Raw genomic sequence first — 22,982 nt, 5'->3', positions numbered from 1 at the left:
CCGCTCAGCCGTCCGTCGCCGTGGGCTGCGCCCAACTGCTGTCGGCGCGCTGCTTCGCGGTCACGGCCGCCCAGTACTGCGCCCAGCCCTCGGTGGGGCCGATGCCGTCGAGGGTGACGGGGCCGCGTATCGCGGCCGCACGTTCGGCGGGCAGGACCAACGGCGGGTCCTCGCCGCGCTCGACGGCGGACATCGCCTCGCCCAGCATGCGTCGGTACATGACGATGGCCTTGTCGGAGCGGCCCAGGTGTTCGCGGGTACGGTCCTGGACGGCGCCCTGGCCCTCCACCGCCCACTGGTCGTGCACGTTGATGTCGGTGCCCAGGCCGGTGTAGGTGGTGGTGAGCTGCTCGACCGGGTCGTAGCCGTAGTCGTTGGCGCGGTTGAAGCGGGGCCGGTAGTCGGGCAGGGTGACCGCGTCCACCCGCTGGCGGCGCATCGCCTCCTGGTCGACCGGCTGGCCGACGCTGGTGAACTGGGCGTACCAGTAGCAGGAGGTGTCGTCGATCGGTACGTGCCACTGGGTGATGGCGGTCTCCGCGTCGAGCGGGATGTGGAAGCCGTGCGGGAAGACCTGGTGGGTGACGCGGACGTGGGTGCGGCTGCCGTCCATGGCGCGGCCCTCGGTGTCGGTGCCGTCCAGGGTGCGCAGGGCGGTGATGCGCAGGCCGTAGGGGGTGCGGACGGCGTCGATGTCGGGGCGGCCGTACTCGCGAAGGATCTTCGTCATGGGCAGGTCGGTGCCTTGGGAGGTGGCCCGGAACTGCTTGCCGTAGCTGTCGGAGGGGTCCTCGTCCTCGAAGAAGCGGTGCAGGTAGGAGGCGTGGGCGGGGTCGATGCCGACCTCCAGGGCCTGCAGCCAGTTGCACTCCAGCAGGCCCTTCCAGGCGAAGGCGTGGTCGGCCGGGGCCTCGAAGCAGTCCAGAGCCGGCAGCGCGGGCGGCTCGCCGGGTCCGAGGTAGCCCCAGATCACCCCGTTGATCTCGCGGACGGGGTAGCTGCCCAGGCGGACCCGCGTGGTCAGGGTGCTGCCGGCCGGCTCGGCCGGGGTGTCCAGGCAGGCGCCGTCGCGGGCGAACAGCCAGCCGTGGAAGCAGCAGCGCAGCCCGCCGTCCTCCAGCCGGCCCAGCGCCAGGTCGGCGCCCCGGTGCGGGCAGCCGCGATCGACCAGGCCGAGCTCACCGTGCTCGTCGCGGAACAGGACCAGGTCCTGTCCTAGCACCTTGGGAGCGACCAGGGGTCGTACGCCGTCGAGTTCCTCACTGAGGGCGACGGGCTGCCAGTACCGGCGCATCAGGTCGCCGCCGGGTGTGCCCGGTCCGGTCCTGGTGAGCCGTTTGTTCTCTTCCTCGCGCATCTGACGCCTTTCTGTCCCGGTCACGGTGACGGTAGCGAAGGTCGGATCCAGTCAGCCATGGATTGGATCCAATATTTACGTCGGTGTAACAGCCCTTCCTGACGGCTCCGTTGAGCAGGCACGCGACCATGACCGCGTCCACGACAGCCATCAGCAGGCCCGCCGTCCCTCGCCCGCTGCTCACCATCAGGGCAGCCAGCGGCAGGGCGGCGAGATGCGCGGCGAGGAAGGGCCCGCGGCGGGCGGCCAGGGGAAGACACAGCAGCAAGCCGGCCGTCACCCAGGTGAACGACCGCGCGAGCTCTGCTCCCGGACTCGCCAGGGTGTGCAGCGGCGGCAGGTGCCAGGCGTACGCCGACACGCTCCACACCACCGCCCCGAGGCCCGCCCCGCGGCCCTCCGGCCGTGCCGGCGCGGCCGTCGCGCGGACGGCGGACGCGAGGGCCAAGGGGCCGAGGACCGCGAGGAGTTCGAAGCGGGCCATCGCCCACACATGGCCGTCCACGGCGCCCGGCGCCCGCGTCAGGGCGAGTGGCGGACCGAGCGTGCAGGCGGCGGCCGCCGCGGCGAGCACCGCGCGGCCGGTCAGCCTGCGCCGCTCCGGCGCCCAGGCGACGCCCAGCGCCGGCCAGGCGAACGCCAGCGTGCAGGCGATCACCGCGGACAGGACGCCGACGGCGGCCGGCGTCCGCGCCGGGTGCTCGCCGTGTCCACCGCCGCCGCCCGCGTGTGCGGCGGCGGCCGTCACGACCAGGGCGGCGAGCCCGGCCAGCAGCCGGCCCGGCGGCGGCGAGCTGCGCCGGCCCGTCATCCGCAGCAGTGCCCGGCGCCGCCGTCCGCCTCGGCGGCCGGCGCGTGGCAGGAGACGGGGGCGGGCACGTCCAGCGCGGGATTGCGGTCGAAGAAACCGTCCGGCTCCAGCCGCAGCCGGGCCCGGGCCACCGGCATCACCGGCCACTCCTCGGGACGCGGGAAGTGGTGCGAGCCGACCGTCGCCCACAGCACCAGTTCCGTGCCGTCCAGCGAGCGGTCCTCCTGCTGCCAGCGGTGCACTCCGTCCGCGCCCGGCTCGGCCTGGTTGGGGTACTCGCCCGCGACGAAGCGCCGGGCCGGGTCGTACGCGGTGGCCCACAGCTGCCGGGCGACGAAGGGCGCCCGCCGCGCGCAGACGCTGTCGGCGCGCACCGGCAGCACCGCCGTGTTCTCCACGTGCACCCGGTACGCGGTCGGCTCGCCCATCCGGTTGCGGGCCTCGGTGCTCTCCACCCGCCAGTGCAGGGCCCGGGAGGCGTCCACGCTGCGCCCGCCCTCCCGCTCGCTGAGGATCGGCCGCAGCACGGTCCGCGCCGCGTTGCCGTACGGGTCGAGCGCGGGGTCGGGTTCGTGCTCGGCGGTGACCTCGACCAGGCGGTTCGCGGTTCCGTCCACGGCCATGTCCAGCCGTACGGCGAAGAAGTGCTGGTGGTTGGTGACCGCCACGTTCGGGGCGACCCGCCGCGCGTACGGGGTCTCCTCGTCCTGCGCGACGCCGGTGGCGGACAGGATGCCGGTCATCTTGATCTCCAGCATGACCGAGCCGTCCTGGTACAGGGACCAGTAGAAGCCGTAGTCGTAGTTGGCGACCGTGGCGAACGCCGAGATGATCAGCCGGCGGGAGCGGCGCACCTCGGTGCGGCCGGTGCGGCCGTCGTGGTGCTTCCACAGGATGCCGTCGTCCTCCTCGTGCATGCAGATGGCGTTGGGGATGACCCGCGGCACGCCGTCGCCGCCGAGGACGGCCGCGTCGAAGTAGTGGATGACGCCCAGGCAGTCACAGCCCAGGGCGAGGGAGTTGGTCAGCGGGCCGGCGCCGTACTCGCCCCAGTCGAAGAAGTTCTTGCGGTACTGGGTGGAGGCGGTGTCGAAGTAGGGCACGTACATCTCGTTGACCGAGGCCCGGCGCAGCACCGGGCGCGGGCCCTTGCCGCCCGCGTCGAAGGTCAGGTCGTGCAGGACCAGGCCCTCGCGGTGGGTGAAGCCCACCCGCACCGACCAGCCCTGCCAGTCGACGCGCTGCCCGGTCACCGTGAAACTCGGTCCCTCGGGCTGGACCACCTCAAGGGGCCGCAGCCCGGCCCGCTCGGGCACGGTGCCCGCGGCGAAGACGCCCGGCTCTGCGGACAGCGGCACCACGCCGTGGTCCTCGACGTGCAGCACCTCCATCGACTCCATGTCGATGATCGGCACCACGCCCTGCACGGGCCGGGCGTAGCCGTTGTCGTCCTCGGACGTACGGTGCCACACGCTGCCCCAGGTCAGCCGGCGCCCCGCGTACCGCGGGGGTTCGAAACCGCCGATCGACTCGGGGTCGACCATCACCAGCGACACGTCGTGGATGCCGCGCAGGGCCAGCGCCTCGCGGAAGCGCGCATCGGCCCGGCACGCGGCGGCGGCCTGCCGGGCCTCCTCCGAGGAGCAGCCGGGGCTGCGCACGTCCAGCTCCCGCCAGGCCGTGGTCTGCGGCGTCTCGCCCAGCTCCAGGTCGACCTCGTAGGCGAGGCGGGCCGAGGGGCAGATCACCACGGCGCGGGCCCGCCGCGCCTGGCCCGGGGCCGCGGTGCGCGCGTGGTGCTCGTCCAGGGCGACTCCCCAGAAGCGGGCATCCTCGGTGACCCGGGGGTCGGACCTGAGCACCTTGACGGCGACGGCGAGTTCGGCCGCGCTCAGCGGATCCAGCGGGTGGGGCTGCGCGGCCGGCGTGGGCGCGGGGGCGAGGATGCTCATACGGTCGTTCCTTCCACGGTGGTGCGAGGGACGGCCGCGGCGCGGTGCAGCACGCCGCCGTCGGCTCGGGGGTCGGAGGCGGCGTCCAGGCGGCCGCCGCGGGCCAGCCTGACCACCTGCAGGTGGCCGGCCAGGTCGGTGGGTGCTTCGGCGACCACCACCGGCACTCCGGGCGAGACGGCCGGTGCCGAGGCCGGCACCGAGCCCGGCTCGGCGAGCAGGGTCTGCTCCTCGAAGCCGATGTCGCGGGCGCCGAGCACCCAGCGCGGGCGCCCGAGCACACCGACCGGGTCGGCGTCGGGCGCGGCGAGGGCGGGCAGGGTCTGGGCGAGGATCTGCGGCTGGGCCCGGCCGCCCTGGCAGCCGGCCGCCAGGAGCAGGACGTCGCAGCGGCCGATCACCGGGCACAGGGTGTGCGGCGGTCGTGCGCCCGGCCGCAGTTCGCCGGGATGGCCCGCGACGAGGCTGAACGCCGAGCCGCGGTTGTGCAGGACGATCCCGGTGTCCGGCTCGCACAGTCCGGAGCCGAAGGTCTGGTAGACGCTCTGGATGAGGGACACCGCCAGCCCCGAGGGGTCCACCGCGGTCACCGCGACGGTGTCGCCGGAGGGCCGGAACGGCGGCTCGGGGGGCAGGGCCCCGGCCAGGGGCGCCGGATCGAGCAGCCCCTGCATGTCCAGCGGTTGTCCGCACGGGTCGCCGAGCAGGCGGTCGCGGGCCGCCGAGGCGTCCTGGCAGCGGGCGGTGAGCAGCCGGGTGCGTTCGGGTTCGGTCAGGCCCGCTGCGGCGGCCGCCGCCGTCAGCAGCGCGGGCAGGACGGCGCCCTGGCTGGGCGGGGGAGCGGCCCACCAGCGCACCCCTGCCGCTTCGACGGTCAACGGCTCGGCCCAGCGGGCGCGATGGGCGGCCAGGTCGGCGGCAGTGAGCGGGCTGCCGAGGCGGCGCAGGCCGGCGGCGAGCGTCTCGGCGACGGCCCCCCGGTAGAACGACGCGGGATCGTCGGCCAGTTCGTCCAGGACCTTCGCCAGCCGGGGCTGGGGAAGCGCGTCCCCCTCGTCCACGGCCCGGCCGTCGGGACCGCTCAGCAGCGCCGACAGTCCCGGATCGGCGGCGATCCGCGGTGCGTTGCCCCGTACGGCGCGCGCCAGCCCGGCGGAGACCGTCGCCCCCTGGCGGGCGAGAGCGGCGGCGTCGCGCAGCGCGGCGGGCAGCGCGCCCGGGGTGCCGAACGCCGCGGCGAGCGCCGCCCAGCCGGCCACCACGCCGGGCACAGTCACGGTCTGCGGGCCCTGCGCGGGCATCCGCGTGTCCGCGGCGCGCAGGGCCGGGACGTCGACGTGCTGTGCCGCCGCCCCGACCGACAGCATGGCGCGCACCGTGCCGTCGGACGTGTGCACCAGGGCGATCAGGTCGCCGCCCAGGGAGCACTGGTGGGGGTAGACGACGGTCAGCGCGGCGGCGGCGGCCAGTGCGGCGTCCACGGCGTTGCCGCCGCGCCCGGCCGCCCGGGCCGCGGCGTCGAGGGCGGCTGGGTGCGGTGCGGCCAGCACCGGTTCGTGGCCGGGGCTCACGTCTGGTCCCGGGGCAGCAGCAGGGTGCGCGAGGGGGCGGCCTCGGCGCCCTGCAGGGGCACGGGCAGCGACAGCATGTCGTAGACACCGGCCGGGGTGTGCAGCAGATCGACCACTTCGAGGATCAGCACGTCCGCCGCGCACAGCAGTTGGTGCGTCTCCCAGTGGGTGGTGTAGGCGACGGCCTCGATGCTGAGGTAGTCGATGCCGGCCGTGCGCACGCCCGCCTCGATCAGCCGCTCGGCACCGTCCGGGGCCAGCCCCACCCAGTGCCGGGCCTTCCACGGGCTGCGCAGCACGCCGTCGGAGTTGCTGGTGCGCAGCAGCACCCGCTCCTCGGTGCCCAGGCCCGCGGAGTCCAGGTCGGCGGCGGTGATCTGCTCCTTGACATGGGTGAGGTCGAGGACGCGGGCGGTGCCGTTGAGCGCCGTCAGGTCCAGCCGGTCGACGGTCTTGCCGCCGTCGACGAAGTGGGCCGGGGCGTCGATGTGCGTCCCCGTGTGGGCGCCGATGCGCCAGCGGCTGACGTTGGACGGGTCGCCCGCGGTGCGCGACTCGACGACCTCCACTTCCGGGCGGCGGCCCCAGTGCAGCATGCCGGGGTGGATGGGCACGGAGACGTCTATTGCCTTGGTCACGTCAAGTTGCACGACACACTCCTATTGGATGCGGATACTGTGGGAATGGATCCAAAACCGGTGGACGGTGAGCCGCTGCCGCGTGGCAGACTGCTCCACCACCGCGCGGCCCCGTCAGCCCCCGAGAAGGGTGAGACCCACTCCGATGACGTCCCAGACCGACGAAGGCGCCCTCGTCGACGACATCGCTGCCCGTATCCGCACGCGGATCATGAACGGGGAGCTCCCGATCGGCAAACCGCTGCGCCAGGCCGCGCTGGCCGCCGAGTTCGGGGTGAGCCGCACTCCGGTGCGCGAGGCGCTGCGCCAGTTGCAGAACGGCGGGCTGATCGAGATGCAGCCGCACCGCGGTGCGGTGGTGAGGGTGCCGGCGCCGTGGGAGGTGCGCCAGGCGTACGAGGTCCGCGCGGAGCTGGAGGCCCTGGCCGCGCGGCGCGCAGCCGACCGGATCACCGACAGCCAGCTCGCCGAACTGCGCCGCCACAACGACGTGCTGCGCGCGGCGGTGGAGGGCCTGGGTGGCGGTGCGGCCGACACGACGCGGGCCAACGACTGCTTCCACACCGTGGTCTGCCAGGCGGCCGACAACCCCTGGCTCAGCCGCATGATCGACCGGATCAACGAGAGTTTCCCGCGCAACGTGTCCTCGCTGGCACTGGCCGGCGACGAACGCCACCGGCAACTGAACGTCCGTCAGCACGACGAACTGGTCGCCGCGTTGTCGGACCGGGACGCGGACCGGGCGCAGGAGGCGATGCGTGAGCACGTCATCAGCGCCGGTGAGCACCTGACGGCCTGGTACGAGAGGCGCTCGCAGACCGTCTTCCACGGCTGAGCGGCGTCCCGGAGCACCGGCGGCGCTCATCGGGCGCCGCCGGGGACCAGCCGGGCGGGCGAGAGGAAATCCAGGTCCGGGCGCGGACGTTGGCATACGAGGTCGGCCAGGGCCGCGCCGATCGCCGGACCGAACTTGAAGCCGTGCCCGGAACACGCCGAGGCCATCAGCACCCCCGGTGCGCCGGGCACCTCGCCGACGAGGAAGCGCCGGTCCGCGGTCATCGTGTACAGGCACGTCAGGCTCTCGGTCACCGCGCCCGCGCCGGGCAGCACCCGTGCCACTGCCCGGGTGAGCAGGGCGAGTTCGTCGGCGGTGGCGGCGGGCCGTGCGGCCTCGGGGTCCCATGGCGGGCCCGCGTCGAGCCCCGCCTTCAGCCCCCGGCCACCGTCGGCCGGGAAGCCGTACAGCAGTCCTTCCGGCAGGTCGACCGAGAAACTGCCCAGTCCGGAGGGGCCCAGCGGGCCGCGCGGATCGGCGGCGAAGTAGGCGTTCACGATCCGGGTGACCGTCAGATGGCCTGCCAGCGGGGGCACCAGAGTCGGCGTCCAGGGCCCGGCGCACAGCACCAGCCGCCTGGCGCGTACCGGCCCCGCGGCCGTGCGGACGAGGACGTGGTCGCCGTCGGGCTGCCAGTCGGTGACCGGTGTGCGGTCGGCGATCCGGGCTCCCGCCCGTTCGGCGAGGGTGAGCTGGACGCGCAGGGTCTCGCGTGCGTCGATGATTCCCGCGGCCGGGTCGTGGACCGCGGTGAACCCCTCGGGCAGCCGCAGGCCGGGGAAGATGCGGGCCGCCTCGTCGGCGTCGACCGAGCGGCAGCCCGGACCGCGCAGCGGATCGGGCCGGCCGGCGGGCGCGGCGTACAGACCGCCGGTGACGTCGACCAGACGGCTCGTGGCGGCTTCCTCCAGCTCCGCCCAGGCCCGGTAGGCGGTGTCGACCAGGCCGTCCCAGTCGGGGTGGGGGTAGGCGCGGCGGATCATCCGGGTGGCACCGTGCGAGGAACCGAGGTCGTGGCCCAGGGCGAACCGCTCCAGACCCAGCACGTCGAGGCCGCGCTCGGCCAACTGCCGCAGCGCCGCGCTGCCGTGCACACCGAGGCCGACGACCACCGCGTCGTACAGGTGCCCGGCCGCATGCCGAGCGGGACGGGTGCGGGGGAGGCCGGTGGGGGAGGGGCCCAACGCCGAAGCCGAAAGGGAGTCGTCTGTGGTGAGGGCGGGCGCTGATGCCGGAGTGGGAACGGGCGTCGATGCCGCAGCCGGAGGGGGGTCCGTTGCCCGTACGGCGGCCGGGGCGGGAGCCGTTGCCGCCTCGGCGGCGGTGGCCGTGACGTCTGACGGCGTGCGGGCCGTGCCGCGCGCGGCGGCCGCGATCTGCGCGACGGCCTCCACCAGGGCGTCCAGATCGTCGTCGTCGGTGTAGACGTGCACCGAGGCCCGTACCACCTTGGCCAGTCCTCGCGGGTCCATGTCCCAGCGGCCGTGGGCGGCCGGTACGGCGACCAAGTAGACACGGCGCAGGGCGAGTTGGCGCTGCACCTCGTCGGCGTCGAGTCCGTCGACCACGAAGGTGACGATGGCGCCCCCCGCTGCGGAAGGATCGGCCAGCCGCACCCCGGGTACGACGCCGAGCCGTTCGCGCAGCCTCGCCGCGAGGGCGGCCAGGTGGGCGAAGACGGCCCCGGGGCCGAGCCTGTGCAGGTCGTCCAGCGCCGAGCCCAGGCCCAGGCGCAGGGCGTGGGCGGCCTCCCACAGCTCGAACCGTCGTGCGTCCGGCGCCAGTTCCCAGCTGCGTTCACCCGTCCAACGTGCTCCGCGCACATCCGGCGCCTGCGGGGCGAGCCGCTCCAGCAGGGGCCGGCGCACGGCGAGCAGACCGGTGCCGCGCGGGGCGCGCAGGAACTTGCGGCCGGTGCCGATCAGCAGGTCGCAGCCGAGGGCTTCCATGTCGGTAGGCAACTGCCCCAGCGACTGGGTGGCGTCGAGCAGGAACGGCACCCCGTGCGCCGCCGCCGAGGCGCCTATCGCGGCGGCCGGTTCGACCAGCCCGGACGAGGTCGGCACGTGCGCCGCGGTCACCAGCGCGGCCGGTCCCGCGCGCAGGGCGCGCTCCAGCATCTCCAGGTCCGTGGCTCCGTCGGGCCCGTTGGGCAGCACCTCCACCCGGATGCCGGCGTCCCGCTCGGCTGCCAGCAGGTGCAGGGCGCTGCTGACATAGCTGGAGCGGGCGGCGAGCACGCGGTCTCCGGGCCGCAGCCGCAGCGAGGAGACGATCCGCTGCCAGCCCGCGGTGGCGCTCTCGACCAGAGCGACCTCGTCCGCGTGGACGCCGAGCAGGGCGGCGGTGCGGTCGTAGACGGCGGCCAGCTCGTCGGCGGCGAGCTTGGCCGCCTCGTAGCCGCCGTGCAGGCTCTCCGCGCGCAGGTGGTCGATGACCGCCTCGACGGTGGAGGAGGCGAGAAGGGCCGCGCCGGCCGAGTTGAAGTGGTGGCCGGTGGAGCATCCCGGGGTACGTACGCGTTCGGCGGCGACGTCCAGGGTCGTGGGGGTCGGCGACGTGGCCGTCACGGGGGCGCTCACAGCGCGATCGTGATGCTCTTGAGCTCGGTGAACCCGTCGACGGCCGCGTCGCCGAGGTCCCTGCCCAGACCGGACTGCTTGGTACCGCCGAAGGCCACGGCGGGGTCGAACTCGTTGTAGGTGTTCACCCAGACGGTGCCTGTCTGGAGTGCCGACGCGGCGCGGTGGGCGCGGCCGAGGTCGGTGGTCCACACGCCGGCCGCGAGACCGTAGTCGCTGTCGTTGGCCAGTGCGATCGCCTCGTCCTCGGTGTCGAAGGGCAGCACGGTGACGACCGGCCCGAAGATCTCCTCGCGGGCGATCCGCATGTCCGGGGTCACCTCCGTGAACACCGTGGGCCGCACGAACCAGCCGGGCCCCGGCAGTGGCTCTCCGCCGGTGACGAGCCGGGCGCCCTCGGCGCGGCCGAGGCCGAGGTAGCCGGTGACCCGGTCGAACTGCTCCTGGGAGACCAGCGGACCGATGGTGATCCCGCCGGACAGACCGGGGCCGATGCGCAGGGCGTCCACCGTCGGCAGCATCCGGTCGAGGAACTCCTTGAGCACCGAGCGCTGCACCAGCAGTCTGCTGCCGGCCGTGCACATCTGACCGGAGTGCCCGAACACCGCGCGGACGGCGGCCGGTACGGCGGCGTCCAGGTCGGCGTCGGCGAAGACGATGTTGGCGGACTTGCCGCCCAGTTCGAGGGTGAGCCGTTTGACCGACGGCGCCGCCGCGGCCATGATCAGCCGTCCGACGTCGGTGGACCCGGTGAAGGAGACCTTGGCGACATCGGGATGGGCGACCAGTTCCGCCCCGGTGCGGCCGTCCCCGGTCACCACGTTGACGACGCCTTCCGGAACGCCCGCCTCCAGGCACAGGGCGGCCAGCCGCAGCGCGGTCAGCGGGGTCTGCTCGGCGGGCTTGACCACCACCGTGCAGCCGGCCGCCAGGGCGGGGGCGACCTTCCAGGCGGCGATCATGAAGGGGAAGTTCCAGGGGAGTACGGCCGCCACGACACCGACCGGCTCGCGCACGCTGTACACGTGCCGGCCGGGCGGGGAGGCGTGCACCGTGCCGGTCAGCCGGGTCGGCGTGCCCGCGAAGTGCCGGATCGCCTGCAGGCCGAGTTCCACGTCGCCGCGGGCCCGTTCGATCGCCTTGCCGTTGTCCAGGGTGTCCAGGACCGCCAGCGCCTCGGCGTCCCGCTCGACCAGGTCTGCGAGCCGGAGCAGCACGTCCCGGCGCCGGCGGGGAGGCAGCGTGCGCCAGCGTCCGTCGCGGTGCGCTGCCGCGGCGGCGGCCACCGCCTGTTCCACATCGCTGCCGTCGGCCTGCGCGACGGTGGTCAGGGTCTCACCGGTGGCGGGGTTGAGGACCGGGATCCACCGGGTCGCGGTTCCCGTGGTCCACTCGCCGCCGATGAGCATCGGTTCGCGCTCCGGCAACCGCGGGAGGGTGATGCAGGGGTCCAAGGTGTTCTCCTTGTGGTTCGGGGCCGCGGGCCGCAGCGGCCGGCGTGGCGGAGGCCGGCTTCGCGGCGGGGGTGGTGAAGGGCCGGCTGCGCGGCGGGGGCGGCACAAGTCCGGGCGGGACGGCGGTCGTTCGGGCCCGTGGCTCGGGCGGGCTCTAGACGGGCCGGTGCGTCGCGCTGGGCCAGGGCTCGCGCACGGCGGCCGAGACGGCGCGGGCGGTGGTGAGCACGCAGCGGTCGAACTCCGCCTGTCCGTGGGTGGCGTTCGCCTCGGTCACGTCCCTGCCCCACACGCCGGTCTCGCTGACCTGGTCCATGCGGTAGTCCCAGAAGGAGTCGACGTCGACATGCGAGGTGGCCCGCTCCATCCGCACCAGTTCGGGTGCCAGGTGCAGCATCACCGAGGTCTCGAAGTAGTTGGCGTGCATCAGAGCACGGCCGTAGGTGACATGGCCGTCGACCTCCGGCCCCGGGTACATCGTCACGTACCCCAACGCCCGCACTCGCGCGTCCCGGTGACGCACCCTCAGCTTCTCGGCGGAGACGTCGAGGGCGCCGTTGTTCCAGATGTGGCCGTTGAGCAGGACGAACTGCCGTACCCCGCAGGCGTACAGGGAGTCGATCACGTCCTCGACGACGGCGATCAGCGTCTCGGGGCGCAGCGCCACCGTGCCGGCGAAGCCGCCGTGCGAGGCCGACACGCCGAAGCTCAGCGGCGGCAGCACCGGCACCCCGGTCAGCGCGGAGACGCCCAGGGCGACCGCTTCGCAGATCCGCGTGTCCACGGCCAGGGGCAGATGCGGACCGTGCTGTTCGGTGGCGCCCACCGGGATGATGACGGCGTCGTGGCCGGCGACCGTGGTCTCGGCCTCCTGCCAGGTCAGCTCCTCCCAGGGCAGCGGCGTGCCGGTACCGCCGAGCTGTTGGGCGAGTGCGGGGACGTCCAGTCCGGTGGGCACGCGCAGCGCGCTCGGACCGGTGATGACGGACGGCATGGCTCTCCTTTCCTCAAGGGCTTGGTGCGGGCGAGCGGGTCTCACCAGCGGCGCCGGCTCTTGTGCGGCAGCAGATCCAGGGCGCGGAACGCGGCGGGCCGGTCGTCGTCGACGGTGGTGATCCACACGGTGGCGTCCGGGCAGTAGTCGCTGATGAGTTCCCGGCACACTCCGCACGGGGCGATGATCCGGAACTGGCCGGCGGGCTTGATCTGCACCGACACCACCGACGTCACCGCCAGGGGCGCGCCGGGCGCGAGGGCGCCGCGTGCGGTGCCCAGGGCGACGCCCTCGGCGCAGATCGAACTGCGCCGGCAGGAACCCTCGACGTGGACGCCGGTGTGGATGCGGCCGTCGGCGGTGCGCAGCGCGGTGGCGACCTCGTGGCGGTCTTGCTGCCACACCCGGGCCAGCAACTCCTGTGCGGTGGTCAGGAGTTCGGCGTCCAGGTCGCTCATCTGAGCCGGGACGGCGACCGGTGCGGCGCTCATGCGTCCAGTCCCAGCAGACGGGCCATGTTGCCGCCCTCGATCAGCGCCCGGTCCTTCTCGTCCTCGACGGCCTTGGCGATCTTCATGCGTTCGAGGTCGAAGTCGGAGCCCGGCCACTCGCTGCCCATCAGGATCTGCCGCGGCCCGAGCCGTGCGTAGGCCCGCTTGACGTCGCTCATCAGCGTCGCGGACGTCTCCAGGTAGACGTGCGGCTGCCGTTCGGCGACGATGATCGCCTCCGGCACGTTCCACACGGCTCCCATGTGCGCGATGATCGTCGGCACCTCTGGGTGGTCCCGCGCGATCTCCTCGATGGCCAGCGGCGCGCAGAACGCGTCGTCGAGGGCGTTGATCAGCACCAGGAGCCCGCGCCGGGCACAGGCTTCGAAGACCGGGTCCAGCAGTCCGTGGTCGGCCACGTGGTAGCCGTGCAGGCTGGGATGGAGTTTCAGTCCGACCAGGCCCGCGTCGGCGATCCGGTCGATTTCGTCGATGGCGTCGTCGGCCTGCGGCAGCACCTGCCCGAAGCCGAAGAACCGGTCGGGGTGGGCGGCCACCAGCGAGGCGATGAAGTCGTTCTCGATCCGCTGGGCGAGCGAGCACACCATCGCCATGTCCACTCCGGCGGCGTCCATCCGGTCGAGGATGCGCCGCGGCTCGAACGGCGTGTACGGCGGCGGTGCCTGGCCCTTGCGCGCCCCGGTGAGGTAGTCGGAGCGGCCGCGGACGTCCTGCGTGGTGTTGTAGGCGTCGATGATCAATGCGGGTCCTCATTCGGGGTGTCGAGGGGCAGGTGGCAGCGGACGCTGCGGCCGGGGGCGATCTCGCGCAGCTCTGGGTGCCGGGTGCGGCAGACGTCGGTCACCAGTGGGCAGCGGGTCTGGAACAGGCAACCCCGGGGCGGGTTGGCCGGGTCGGGCAACTCGCCCTCCAGCGGCTGCCGTTCGGTGGGCGGGCCGGGCCGCAGCACGGGCACGCTGGCCAGCAGGGCGCTGCTGTAGGGGTGGGCCGGGCCGGTGAAGAAGGCGTCGCGGGAGGCGGTTTCGATGATCTCCCCGAGATACATCACGGCGACCCGGTCGGCGATGTGCCGTACGACACCGAGGTCGTGGGAGATGAACAGCATCGTCAGGCCGCGGTCGCGCACCAGGTCCGACAGCAGGTTCAGCACCTGGGCCTGGATCGACACGTCCAGCGCCGACACGGCCTCGTCGGCCACCACGAACCGCGGTGCGGACGCCAGCGCCCGGGCGATGCCGATGCGCTGGCGCTGCCCGCCGGAGAACTCGTGCGGTTTGCGCCCGCCGGCCTCCGCCCCGAGGCCGACCAGGTCCAGCAGATCGGCCACGGCGCGCCGGGCCTCGGTCCGCTCGGCTCCGCGGGCGCGCAGCAGCGGTTCGGCAACGATGTCGGCGACCGTGCGGCGCGGATTGAGCGAGCCGAAGGGGTCCTGGAAGACCATCTGCAGCTCGGCCCGGATCTTCTTCAGGCGCCTTCCGCGCAGCCGGGCCAGGTCGGCGCCGAGGAAGTCGATCCGGCCGGCCGAGGGGGCCACGATGCGCAGCAGCGCGCGGCCGAGCGTCGACTTGCCGCACCCCGACTCGCCGACCAGGCCCAGTGTTTCGCCCTGGGCGATGTCGAGGTCGACGTCTCGCAGCGCCAGGACCCGGCCGCCGGCCCGGCCGGGGTACTCCACCCGCAGCCCGCGGGCGCTCATCAGCACCTCGCTCATACGGCGGCCCCCGTCGCGCGGGCCCGTGCCCGGGCCTTTTCGGGCAGCACACAGGCGTCCAGATGTCCCGTGCCGCCGTGCCGGCGGCGCAGCTCCGGCCGGGTGCCGCAGCCGTCGTGGGCGAAGGGGCAGCGGGGCGCGAAGCCACAGCCGGCGGGCCGCTCGACCCCGGCGGGCGGGTTTCCCGGAATCGCCGGCAGCCGCGCGGGCAGCGGGCCCGCCAGCGGGGGCACCGAGCCCAGCAGGCCCATGGTGTAAGGGTGTTGCGGGTCGAAGAGGACCTCGTCGCGCGTGCCCTGTTCCACGATCCGTCCCGCGTACATCACCGCCACCCGGTCGGCGACCTCGGCGACCACCCCGAGATCGTGGGTGATCAGCAGGACGGAGGTGCCGTGCTCGCGCTGCACTCGCTTCAGCAGCGTCAGCACCTGTGCCTGGATGGTGACGTCCAGCGCGGTGGTCGGCTCGTCGGCGATCAGCACGGCCGGGTCGTTGGCCAGCCCCATGGCGATCATCACGCGTTGCCGCATGCCGCCGGAGAGCTGGTGCGGGTAGGCACGCGCGGCGCGGGCGGGGCCGGCGATGCCGACTTCGCCAAGTAGGTGGACGGCGCGGGCGGCGGCGGTGGCGCGCGGTACGTCGGCGTGGGCGCGGATCGTCTCCGCGATCTGCGCGCCCGCCCGGTGCAGCGGGTTGAGCGCGGCCAGCGCGTCCTGGAAGACGACCGTCACGTCCTTGCCGCGTACCCGGCGCAGCTCCCGGTCGGACGCCCCCACCAGTTCCCGGCCACGCAAGGACACCGACCCGGTGATGTGGGTGCGCGGCCCGCGGTTGAGGCCGACCAGGCTCATCGACAGCGCCGACTTGCCCGACCCCGACTCGCCGACCAGCGCCAGGATCTCGCCCCTGCGCAGGGTGAGGTCGACGCCGTCCACGGCGGGCAGCCGGCCCGCGGGCACGTCGAACTGCACGCGCAGGTCCCGCACCCGCAGCACTGCCTCCGGCGCGGTCATACGACCCTGCCCACGGCCAGCGCCGCCCGGTGGACGAGGTCGGCGACCCGTTCCGGCCACACCAGGGTGGTGTAGTGGCTGCCCGGCACGTGCTCGACGGTGGCCTTCATCCGCTCGGCCATGAAGTTCTGTATCTCCGGGCGCAGGGTGCGGTCGTCGTCGGCGACCAGGTACCAGCTGGGCAGAGACCGCCAGGCCGGCTCTCCGGTGGCCTGCGTGAAGACGAGGTTGTCGGCCTTGCGTCCCTCGGCCTCCACGACGGCTCGCTGCTCGGCCGACAGGTCCGGGCCGATCTCCGCCCAGAACTCGGGGCCGGGCTCGGACTTCCACTCGCCGTTGGGGCCGCGCCGCATGTATTTGGCGATCTCGGCGGGCTCGTAGCGCTCGACGATCTCGTTGACGGTCTCACCTTCGTCGGGTGCGAACGCGGCGATGTAGACCAGCCCCTTGACGCGCGGGTCGCGTCCGACGTTGGTGATGACGGCGCCGCCGTAGGAGTGTCCGGCCAGCAGCACGGGGCCGCTCGTCGCTTCCAGCGCGGCCGTGGTCTCGGCGATGTCGTCCGCCAGGGAGGTCATGGGGTTGGTGACCGTGAACAGGCGGTGTCCGCGGGCGGCGAGCAACGGCTGCACCGCCGACCAGGTGGTGGGCCGGCCGCCGGCACCGTGGACCAGCACGATGTCCATCGGGATCATCCTTTGCGTAGGCGTGGGTCGAGGACCGTGTACAGCAGGTCGACCGCGTGGTTGACGAGGGTGAACAGCAGGGCGATGGCGAGGGCGGCGCCTTGCACGACCGGGTAGTCGCGTTGCAGCACGCCCTGGACGAGGAGGTGACCGACGCCCGGGTAGGAGAAGACGGTCTCGGTGATGACGGAGCCGCCCAGCAGGGAGCCGAACTGCAGGCCCAGGACGGTGACGATGGGCAGCCAGGCGTTGCGCAGGACGTGGCGGCGTACCACCGCGTGTTCGCTGAGGCCCTTCATGCGGGCGGTGCGCACGAAGTCGTCGCCGAGCACATCCAGGACGGAGGCGCGCACGATCCGGGTGATGAACCCGGCCATCGACAGCGCGAGTGTCACCGCGGGCAGGATGAGGTGCTGCAGCCACGGCCAGACGAGTTCGGGCCGGTTCTGCAGGATCGCGTCCGGCAGCACGAAGCCCGTCGTCGGCCGGTAGTCCAGGGTGCTGGGGAGCCGCCCCAGCACGGGCAGCCAGCGCAGCCACACGCCGAACACGACGATGGACAGCACGCCGAGGGCGAACCAGGGCAGGGAGAAGCTGACGGTGGCCACGGCCCGGGTGGAGGTGTCGAGCCAGCTGCCCCGGCGCAGGGCCGCGACGACGCCGGTGACGACGCCGAGCAGTACGGCGACCGCCATGGCGGCGAGGGTGAGTTCCACGGTCGCGGGCAGGGCGTCGCCGAGCAGGCCGAGGACGCTGTTGGAGCCGTAGAAGGAGGTGCCAAGGCGCAGGTGGAGGAGGTCGTCGAGGAAGTGCCCGTACTGCGTCGGCAGTGGCTGGTCGAGGCCGAGTGCCTTGGTGACGCGTTCTTCGTTGGCGTTGAACTGTTCGGCGGAGGTGGTGTTTCCGCCCGCGGCGAGGGAGGTTGCGGGGGAGCCCGGCAGCAGTCGTATCGCCACGAACACCAGGGAGGACAGGGCGAACAGCACGACGGGGATGACGGCCAGCCGGCGCAGGAACGTGCCCGTGGCGCCGGACAGCCAGGAGGGCCGTGGCAGTCGGGGCGGTCGCGGCCGGGTCAGGGTGCCGGCGCTCATGCCGTCCCCCTGGGGTCGAGGGCGTCGCGCAGGTCGTCGCCGACGAAGTTGCAGGCCACGACGTACAGCAGGGTGAGCGTGGCGGGCAGCACCACCAGCCGCGGGGCGGTGTAGAGGAACTCCTGCCCGGCCTGGACCATGTACCCCCAGTCCGGCTGCGGCGGCTGGATGCCCAGTCCCAGGTAGGACAGGCCGGCTGCGAACCCGGCCGCGACGGACAGCGTCATGACGACCTGCGCGAGCAGGGGTCCGCCGATGTTGGGCAGTACCTCGCGCAGCAGGATGCGCGGCACGCTCGTGCCGCCGATCCGGCAGGCGACGATGTAGTCCTTGGCGGCCTCGCGGGCGGTGAGGGTGCGTGCCAGGCGGGCGAGACCGGGGGCCAGGGAAGCGCCGATGCCGAGGACCAGACTGACCGTGCCGGGTCCGGCCGCCGCCACCAGCAGGATGACCAGCAGGATGGAGGGGAAGGCCAGAGCGAGGTCGACCAGCCGCATCAGCACCTGTTCCAGGACGCCGCCCGCGTATCCGGCGACGAGTCCGACCAGGGTGCCGGCGACGGCCGCCAGGGCGGTGGCCGTGACGGAGACCAGCAGCAGTGGCCGGGCGCCGTGCACGAGTCGGGCCAGTTCGTCACGGCCCAGGTCGTCGGTGCCCAGGGGATGGCCCGGGGAGCCGGGGGCCAGCAGGGCCGAGGAGGTCTGCCGCAGCGGGTCGGCCTGCACCAGCAGGGGTCCGAGCAGGGCGGTGAGCACCACCGCGGCCAGCAGCAGCCAGGCGAGCAGGGCGGGCCAGGAGCGGGCCACCGGGCGGTGGCGCAGCGCTTCGAGAAGTCGTAGGTGGCGCGGGCGAGTGGGGGGCGGGGAGGCCGGGGGAGTGGGTGCCGCGGCCGGCGCCGGTACGGCGTCGACCGCGGCGCCGGTCTCAGACACTGGCCTTCTCCATGTAGCAGCGGTGGTTGGCCAGCGCGTCGGTGTTCATGCCCTTCACGTTCGAACCGCTGACGACCAGGTTGCTGAAGCAGGCCAGCATCGACAGGACCATGTACTCCTCCGCCCAGCGGCGCTGGATCCTGGTGTAGGCGGCGGTGCGCTTCTTGGTGTCGGTGAGGTTCTTGGCCGCGTACAGGTCGGCGGCGAGGGAGGAGGCGCCCTTGAGGGTGTCCATGCCGGAGAGCTTGGAGCCGTAGATGCTGGTGGGGCTGGCCAGTGAGCCGACCATGTCGTCGGGGTCGGGTACGTAGGTGTTGCGCTCCCAGATCATCAGGTCGTGGTAGTCGTCTTCGGCGTCGAGGAGCCGGCTGAAGTAGGTCGCGGGGTCCACGGAGGTGGTGGCGACCTTGAAGCCGACGTCGGTGAGGTTCTGGGCGATGATCTGGGCCGCTTTGGGGTGCCAGGAGTCGCTGGCCGCCATCAGGCGCAGGGTGCGCCCCTGCGCGCCGGCCTCCTCGACCAGACGCTTGGCCTGTGCGGTGTCCTGGGTGCTGATGTCGGCCAGGGCGGTGTCGTAGCCGGTCTGGGCGGGCGGGATGGCGTAGCCCTTGGGTTCGGCACCGATGCCGTAGAACGCCTGCTGGAGGATCGCCTTGCGGTTGATGGCGAGGTTGATGGCCTTGCGGACCTTCAGCTCCGGGACCCGGCGGGCGTCGATCATCATGATCGCGTTGGCGTTGTGCGGGGTGTCGTACACCTTCACCGCGCTGTCCTTGCGCAGTTGCGAGACGGACGAGTAGGGGGCGAACTGCGTGGCGGAGACGTCGCCGCTGAGCAGGGAGCTGACGATGGTGGAGGGGTCTTGGACCTGGCGCAGCACCAGCCGGTCGATGGGGGGCGTGCCGAGTCGGAAGCCGTCGAACGCCTTGAGCGTGATGGACTGCCCCGAGGTGGCGGCGGAGAAGGCGAAGGGGCCGGTGCCCACGAGGTGCTTGCCGATGTCGGCGCCGTACTTGTCCAGCGCGGCCTTGGAGATGATGCGGCCGCCGATGTCGGAGAGCTTGCCGAGTATGGTGCGGTCGGGCTTTTTCAGCACCATCTTGACGGTCATGTCGTCGGGTGCGGTGAGCGAGGCGACGTTGGCACCCATGCTGGCGAGCGGCCGGGTGGCGCCCTTGGGCAGGGTCTTGTCGTCGGGGTCGAACTGCCGGCCGAGGCTGGCGAGGACGTCCGCCGATGTCAGGGTGGTCCCGTCGTGGAACTTGACGCCTTCGCGGAGGGTGAAGGTGTACGTCAGTTTGTCATCGGATATGGTCCACTTCTTCGCCAGATCCGGCGTGGGCTCGTTCGTCTCGAAGGAGATGAACGTCAGGCCGCGGCAGATGCAGTCGACGGCCATCCAGTCGCCCAGGGACGTGTAGAAGGCGGGGTCGTTGACGGCGCTGGTGGCGTCGATGGCCAGGGTGAGGGTGCCTCCCTTGCCGCCGGCGCTCGCGTCATCGGCCGCGGCGCCGCAGGCGCTGAGCAGGGCGGGCAGCCCGAACCCCACGCCCACCCCGAGCAGGCCGGCGCCCCGGAGCATCGTCCGGCGCGAGACATCGTGCGAGGCGCTTGCCGACACCGACGACGAGGCGGCGGAGGTCGAGGGCGATCCAGGTGTGTGGTCCGGCATGGGGCCTCCTAGGGCACCGATCCTGAGATGGATGAAATCTGCGTCGGATTGGATCCAAAAACATGCTCAGTGGCTCCCGATTCCCCCTCGTGTCCCGCGAGTTAAAGGCGTGTGAAGGGGGCGCCTGTGCGGTCACCGTGTGGAGGGCGGGTCAGCGGCCACCGCCCCGAGAAGAGCGGATGGAGGCGCGGCGCAAGCAGCACGAGATCGCACAGTCCGCGATCAACACGCGTACCTCCGCGTTCAACGCCCCGGACGGCGGTTGTGCGGCGGCGCTGCTCGCCCCGGCGCTGACCTCCGCCTGGCGCATGGGCGGGATGTCCGCGTGTTTCCGCTCGATGAGGGCGAGCAGGTCGTGGGCTGTCCGGGGCGGCGGTGCGGGTCCTGGCGGATGCCCACGCGGCGACGGGGCGCCATGGTCTGGAGGGCGGTGCAGCAGCGGCAGCCTGGCCTCCGACACCTTCCCGGTGAGGGCCCAGGCGATGACCCTGGCGATGCCGCAGATGCCGCTGGAGGCCGTGGCCTCGTGCGGTGTTACGGACGCTTCCGGGGCGGCGAAGCCCTCGGTGCCGATGCAGAGGCCGGTGCGGCCCGCTTTGGCGGTCTGGTCTCGCGGCCGGCGGACGATTCCCGAGGCGGCCAGGGTCCAGCGGTCGTCGAAGTGGAGGATGTTCGACGGTGTGATTCGCGGGTCCAGCGAGCCGGTTTCGAGGTACGTGGTCGACTCGTGAGTCGTGTTCTGTTCCGTTTCCGCGGAGTTGGCCCCGGCTCCGGGTTGGCGGTGTGCTGGGGGGCATGGGCAGCAAGCTGAAGCCGCTGGAGCTGATGAAGGACGAGTTGGAGACCCTGCTGCGCGGTTGGGCGACGCGTCGCTCGATCGCGCAGGGCCTGACGAAGCGGGCCATGATCGTGCTGGCGTGCGCCGAAGGCCAGAGCAACACCGCGGTCGCTGCCCGTCTGGGCGTCAGCCGTAGCACCGTCAACAAGTGGCGGGCGCGGTTCCTGCGCCGTCGGCTGGACAGTCTGTGCGATGAGCCCGAGACCTGGGGTCCCTCGTACCATCACTGACGCGAAGGCGGAGGAAGTGGTGGTGCGAACCCCGGAGGAGGCGCCGGGGGCTGCACCCATTGGTCTGAGCGTGAGCCGGCCGGGAGAGTGGGGATTGCGCCCACCAGCGTGCACCGCATCTGGCAGGCCTTCGGCCTGCAGCCGCACGGGGTGGAGGAGTTCAAGATCTCGCCCGATCCGCTGCTGATCGACAAGCTCCGTGAGCGGTGGTTCGGCTTGCTGATCGACAAGCTCAGCCGCCGTGGCGTCCCCACCTCGGTGCAGGCGCTGGAGCAAGACATCAGGGTGAACCGCACCGGATTGTGGACACTCCGCGGCTTCCGCCAGGACGCCAGTTGCGCGGATATCGCTTGGCCGAGGCCGATCTTTTGGACCTTCTCGGCAGTAGGACCGCACCGGCTTGTGAGGCTACCTGCCGACCGTCTCCCTGGACACAGACACGGGGATACGACGAAATAGGTTCCTTTCGCCTGGAAAGTGCTCCTCCTTGTAGGAAACAGGATCCTCAGAAGTCCTATCGTTCGAGCTCAACGGCAGGTGAGACAACCGCTGTTCTTCCTCGACTGGGCGGGCCGGCAGGAGTGGAGACTGGTCCGGATGAGCATTCGTGCCGCGCCGTCTCGGCTCGACACACAGGCGCCGAGCGCTGTCTGGGGCGTAGTGCCGGGGCTACAGCGGCACGACGTTGACAGCCTGTGCGCCCTTGGGACCGGTCTTGATCTCGAACTGGACTTTCTGGTTCTCCGCAAGTGACTTGAAGCCGTCGTCCACTCGGATCTCACTGTAATGAACGGGGAGTTCCTCGCCGGTCTCATCCGGGACGATGAGACCGAAGCCCTTCGCGTCGTTGAACCACTTCACCGTGCCGGTGGCCATGTCCCCTCCAAGAAATGCCAGTTGGCTGCTGTGGCCGGGGGCCAAACAGCGTGACGCTACTGCCCGTCACAGTGCGCCGCTGAAACATCTTCCTCCGTGCACGGTGGCGGTTCCGGCCAAGCTCTGCTGTAACCGCAAGATCGGCATCGCAAGCTAGTACCAATACCGGGGGGCGTGGAGATGGGCCAAACCCTGGGCGACGATCTGAATGTTGCGGATCTGGTTGTCGGCGTAATTTTGAAGACCTTGGCGCAGCTCGGCCGGACGCGGGCTGATCAGGCCGCTAGTGACGAACACCGCCCGACCCTGGTGCAGCAGCCAGACTTCGTAGAATTCCACGTCGAGTCGTACATCTGGGCCGAAGCCGAGGTTCGCCATGCCTTCGACCGCGAGCGCGCCAGGGCCCTCGACGAAGCATGACAGGCTCCTGAGCTGCGGAGGGCCGACCTGCCGCCAGCGCTGCCGGAGGCTGTCCGTGATCACCTGGCCGCCGCGCATGATGCCGGCCACGGAGGCGTGCACGGCGTCAGGGGCGTAGAGACTGGTGAGTGTCGCGGCGTCCTGCATGCTGATGGCGTTCCAGAGCTGGCGGAAAAACGCCTGGCCCGGGGCGGCGGGGTCCTGAGCTGGTAACGCGCCGGGCGAGCGTGGGAAGAGCGAGCCACTGGCGTGGAAGCGGGCGCGGCCGCCGTCAAGGGCGAAGACGTCGTAGGACGTGGCCTGCGCAAAGCTGGTCGACTGCGTGGACTCCGCGACGAACGAAGTGCCGAGGTCGATGAAATTCTCGACTCCTGTCGTGTTGACAGCGCCTGCGATGCCGAAGGACTCCGCGTAACCAGTCGCGATCGCTTCCGCACCGAGCAGTGTGCGGCCGGTGCTCACCGACAGCTGCACCGCGTCGGGATGGTAGAGCTCACCCAGAGCGGCCGTGTCCTGGGCGGCCAGCGCCGCGCACCACCGATGATGGAATGCCTGTGCAGATGTCAGCTGCATCGTCCACCCTCGCCGCTACGCAGGAAAACCGTCACCTCACTCTACAAGTCTGGCTCGCGGGATGCCGACTGCGAATCAGCCCTGCCGGCGCGGTCGATCTCGTCCTGGTCTGGTGCAGCCCTCCGGAAGCCGGCTGCCGGTGTCACCCGCCTGGCCGCGGGCAAGAGGCGCGCCCGTCTCCGCCGTGCTCGTATGGGAGAGTCCTCCACGCCGACCCCGGAAGCTGACGAT

20 protein-coding genes and 1 pseudogene are annotated in these 22,982 nt (G+C 72.3%); 2 read left to right on the top strand and 19 right to left on the bottom strand.

Features of this window, described 5'->3' with window-relative positions:
• Positions 1–4 precede the first annotated feature (4 nt).
• The 5 genes from ACYF6T_RS33135 to ACYF6T_RS33115 are packed head-to-tail and all read right to left on the bottom strand — an operon-like array spanning position 5 to position 6,341.
• Positions 5–1,357: a Rieske 2Fe-2S domain-containing protein gene (locus tag ACYF6T_RS33135; RefSeq protein WP_461701136.1), complete on the bottom strand. Its 1,353-nt coding sequence runs from the start codon at positions 1,355–1,357 to the stop codon at positions 5–7.
• Complete coding sequence (locus tag ACYF6T_RS33130) at positions 1,260–2,168, bottom strand: hypothetical protein (RefSeq protein WP_461701135.1); 909 nt, start codon at positions 2,166–2,168, stop codon at positions 1,260–1,262. Before ACYF6T_RS33130 ends, ACYF6T_RS33135 begins: the two co-directional genes overlap by 98 nt.
• A complete protein-coding gene (locus tag ACYF6T_RS33125; protein WP_461701134.1) occupies positions 2,165–4,120 on the bottom strand; it encodes a primary-amine oxidase in 1,956 nt (651 codons plus the stop codon). Before ACYF6T_RS33125 ends, ACYF6T_RS33130 begins: the two co-directional genes overlap by 4 nt.
• Positions 4,117–5,691: a gamma-glutamyltransferase gene (locus ACYF6T_RS33120; RefSeq protein WP_461701133.1), complete on the bottom strand. Its 1,575-nt coding sequence runs from the start codon at positions 5,689–5,691 to the stop codon at positions 4,117–4,119. Before ACYF6T_RS33120 ends, ACYF6T_RS33125 begins: the two co-directional genes overlap by 4 nt.
• On the bottom strand, positions 5,688–6,341 hold the full coding sequence (locus tag ACYF6T_RS33115) for a cyclase family protein (protein WP_461701132.1): 654 nt from the start codon (positions 6,339–6,341) through the stop codon (positions 5,688–5,690). The genes ACYF6T_RS33120 and ACYF6T_RS33115 overlap by 4 nt, the downstream gene beginning before the upstream one ends.
• A 133-nt stretch (positions 6,342–6,474) precedes the next feature.
• Between ACYF6T_RS33115 and ACYF6T_RS33110 the strand changes: the two genes are divergently transcribed.
• Positions 6,475–7,164, top strand: coding sequence for a GntR family transcriptional regulator (locus tag ACYF6T_RS33110; RefSeq protein WP_461701131.1), 690 nt, complete (start codon positions 6,475–6,477; stop codon positions 7,162–7,164).
• A gap of 26 nt (positions 7,165–7,190) precedes the next feature.
• Here the strand turns inward: ACYF6T_RS33110 and solA are convergent, their stop codons facing one another.
• The 11 genes from solA to ACYF6T_RS33055 form a co-directional block, all read right to left on the bottom strand.
• Positions 7,191–9,746 (bottom strand): N-methyl-L-tryptophan oxidase, encoded by a 2,556-nt coding sequence (gene solA / locus ACYF6T_RS33105; protein ID WP_461701130.1) that lies wholly within the window; start codon positions 9,744–9,746, stop codon positions 7,191–7,193.
• Complete coding sequence (locus ACYF6T_RS33100; protein ID WP_461701129.1) at positions 9,743–11,200, bottom strand: aldehyde dehydrogenase family protein; 1,458 nt, start codon at positions 11,198–11,200, stop codon at positions 9,743–9,745. The genes solA and ACYF6T_RS33100 overlap by 4 nt, the downstream gene beginning before the upstream one ends.
• Before the next feature lie 154 nt (positions 11,201–11,354).
• The gene (locus ACYF6T_RS33095; protein ID WP_461701128.1) at positions 11,355–12,194 is read right to left on the bottom strand and encodes a creatininase family protein; all 840 of its coding nucleotides are present in this window, start codon (positions 12,192–12,194) and stop codon (positions 11,355–11,357) included.
• A gap of 41 nt (positions 12,195–12,235) precedes the next feature.
• Positions 12,236–12,685 carry a cytidine/deoxycytidylate deaminase family protein gene (locus tag ACYF6T_RS33090; RefSeq protein ID WP_461701127.1) on the bottom strand — a complete coding sequence of 150 codons (450 nt, stop codon included), beginning with the start codon at positions 12,683–12,685 and terminating at the stop codon, positions 12,236–12,238.
• A complete protein-coding gene (locus tag ACYF6T_RS33085) occupies positions 12,682–13,446 on the bottom strand; it encodes an amidohydrolase family protein (protein ID WP_461701126.1) in 765 nt (254 codons plus the stop codon). The genes ACYF6T_RS33090 and ACYF6T_RS33085 overlap by 4 nt, the downstream gene beginning before the upstream one ends.
• The gene (locus tag ACYF6T_RS33080; RefSeq protein WP_461701124.1) at positions 13,443–14,417 is read right to left on the bottom strand and encodes an ABC transporter ATP-binding protein; all 975 of its coding nucleotides are present in this window, start codon (positions 14,415–14,417) and stop codon (positions 13,443–13,445) included. The genes ACYF6T_RS33085 and ACYF6T_RS33080 overlap by 4 nt, the downstream gene beginning before the upstream one ends.
• Positions 14,414–15,430, bottom strand: a complete 1,017-nt coding sequence (locus ACYF6T_RS33075; RefSeq protein ID WP_461701123.1) for an ABC transporter ATP-binding protein — start codon at positions 15,428–15,430, stop codon at positions 14,414–14,416. The genes ACYF6T_RS33080 and ACYF6T_RS33075 overlap by 4 nt, the downstream gene beginning before the upstream one ends.
• Positions 15,427–16,116, bottom strand: a complete 690-nt coding sequence (locus tag ACYF6T_RS33070; RefSeq protein WP_461701122.1) for an alpha/beta hydrolase — start codon at positions 16,114–16,116, stop codon at positions 15,427–15,429. Before ACYF6T_RS33070 ends, ACYF6T_RS33075 begins: the two co-directional genes overlap by 4 nt.
• 5 nt (positions 16,117–16,121) lie before the next feature.
• Entirely contained in the window at positions 16,122–17,210 is a 1,089-nt protein-coding gene (locus tag ACYF6T_RS33065; protein ID WP_461701121.1) for an ABC transporter permease, read from the bottom strand.
• Positions 17,207–18,142 (bottom strand): ABC transporter permease, encoded by a 936-nt coding sequence (locus tag ACYF6T_RS33060; RefSeq protein WP_461701120.1) that lies wholly within the window; start codon positions 18,140–18,142, stop codon positions 17,207–17,209. The genes ACYF6T_RS33065 and ACYF6T_RS33060 overlap by 4 nt, the downstream gene beginning before the upstream one ends.
• Complete coding sequence (locus tag ACYF6T_RS33055; RefSeq protein WP_461701119.1) at positions 18,135–19,814, bottom strand: ABC transporter substrate-binding protein; 1,680 nt, start codon at positions 19,812–19,814, stop codon at positions 18,135–18,137. Before ACYF6T_RS33055 ends, ACYF6T_RS33060 begins: the two co-directional genes overlap by 8 nt.
• Positions 19,815–20,609: 795 nt before the next feature.
• Here ACYF6T_RS33055 and ACYF6T_RS33050 point away from each other — a divergent pair.
• On the top strand, positions 20,610–20,882 hold the full coding sequence (locus tag ACYF6T_RS33050) for a helix-turn-helix domain-containing protein (RefSeq protein ID WP_461701118.1): 273 nt from the start codon (positions 20,610–20,612) through the stop codon (positions 20,880–20,882).
• 281 nt (positions 20,883–21,163) lie between these two features.
• Here the strand turns inward: ACYF6T_RS33050 and ACYF6T_RS33045 are convergent.
• From ACYF6T_RS33045 to ACYF6T_RS33035, 3 genes and pseudogenes are all read right to left on the bottom strand, one after another.
• Positions 21,164–21,339: pseudogene (locus ACYF6T_RS33045) on the bottom strand (IS1380 family transposase); the annotation flags it as partial.
• A 212-nt stretch (positions 21,340–21,551) separates the two neighbouring features.
• The gene (locus tag ACYF6T_RS33040) at positions 21,552–21,758 is read right to left on the bottom strand and encodes a cold-shock protein (RefSeq protein ID WP_461701117.1); all 207 of its coding nucleotides are present in this window, start codon (positions 21,756–21,758) and stop codon (positions 21,552–21,554) included.
• A gap of 153 nt (positions 21,759–21,911) precedes the next feature.
• A complete protein-coding gene (locus ACYF6T_RS33035) occupies positions 21,912–22,751 on the bottom strand; it encodes a nuclear transport factor 2 family protein (RefSeq protein ID WP_461701115.1) in 840 nt (279 codons plus the stop codon).
• Between the last annotated feature and the right edge of the window lie 231 nt (positions 22,752–22,982).

It is taken from the genome of Streptomyces sp. 7R007, assembly GCF_054850255.1.
The sequence above is the reverse complement of the archived record's forward strand: the minus strand, read 5'-3'. Positions and strand labels throughout refer to the sequence as shown.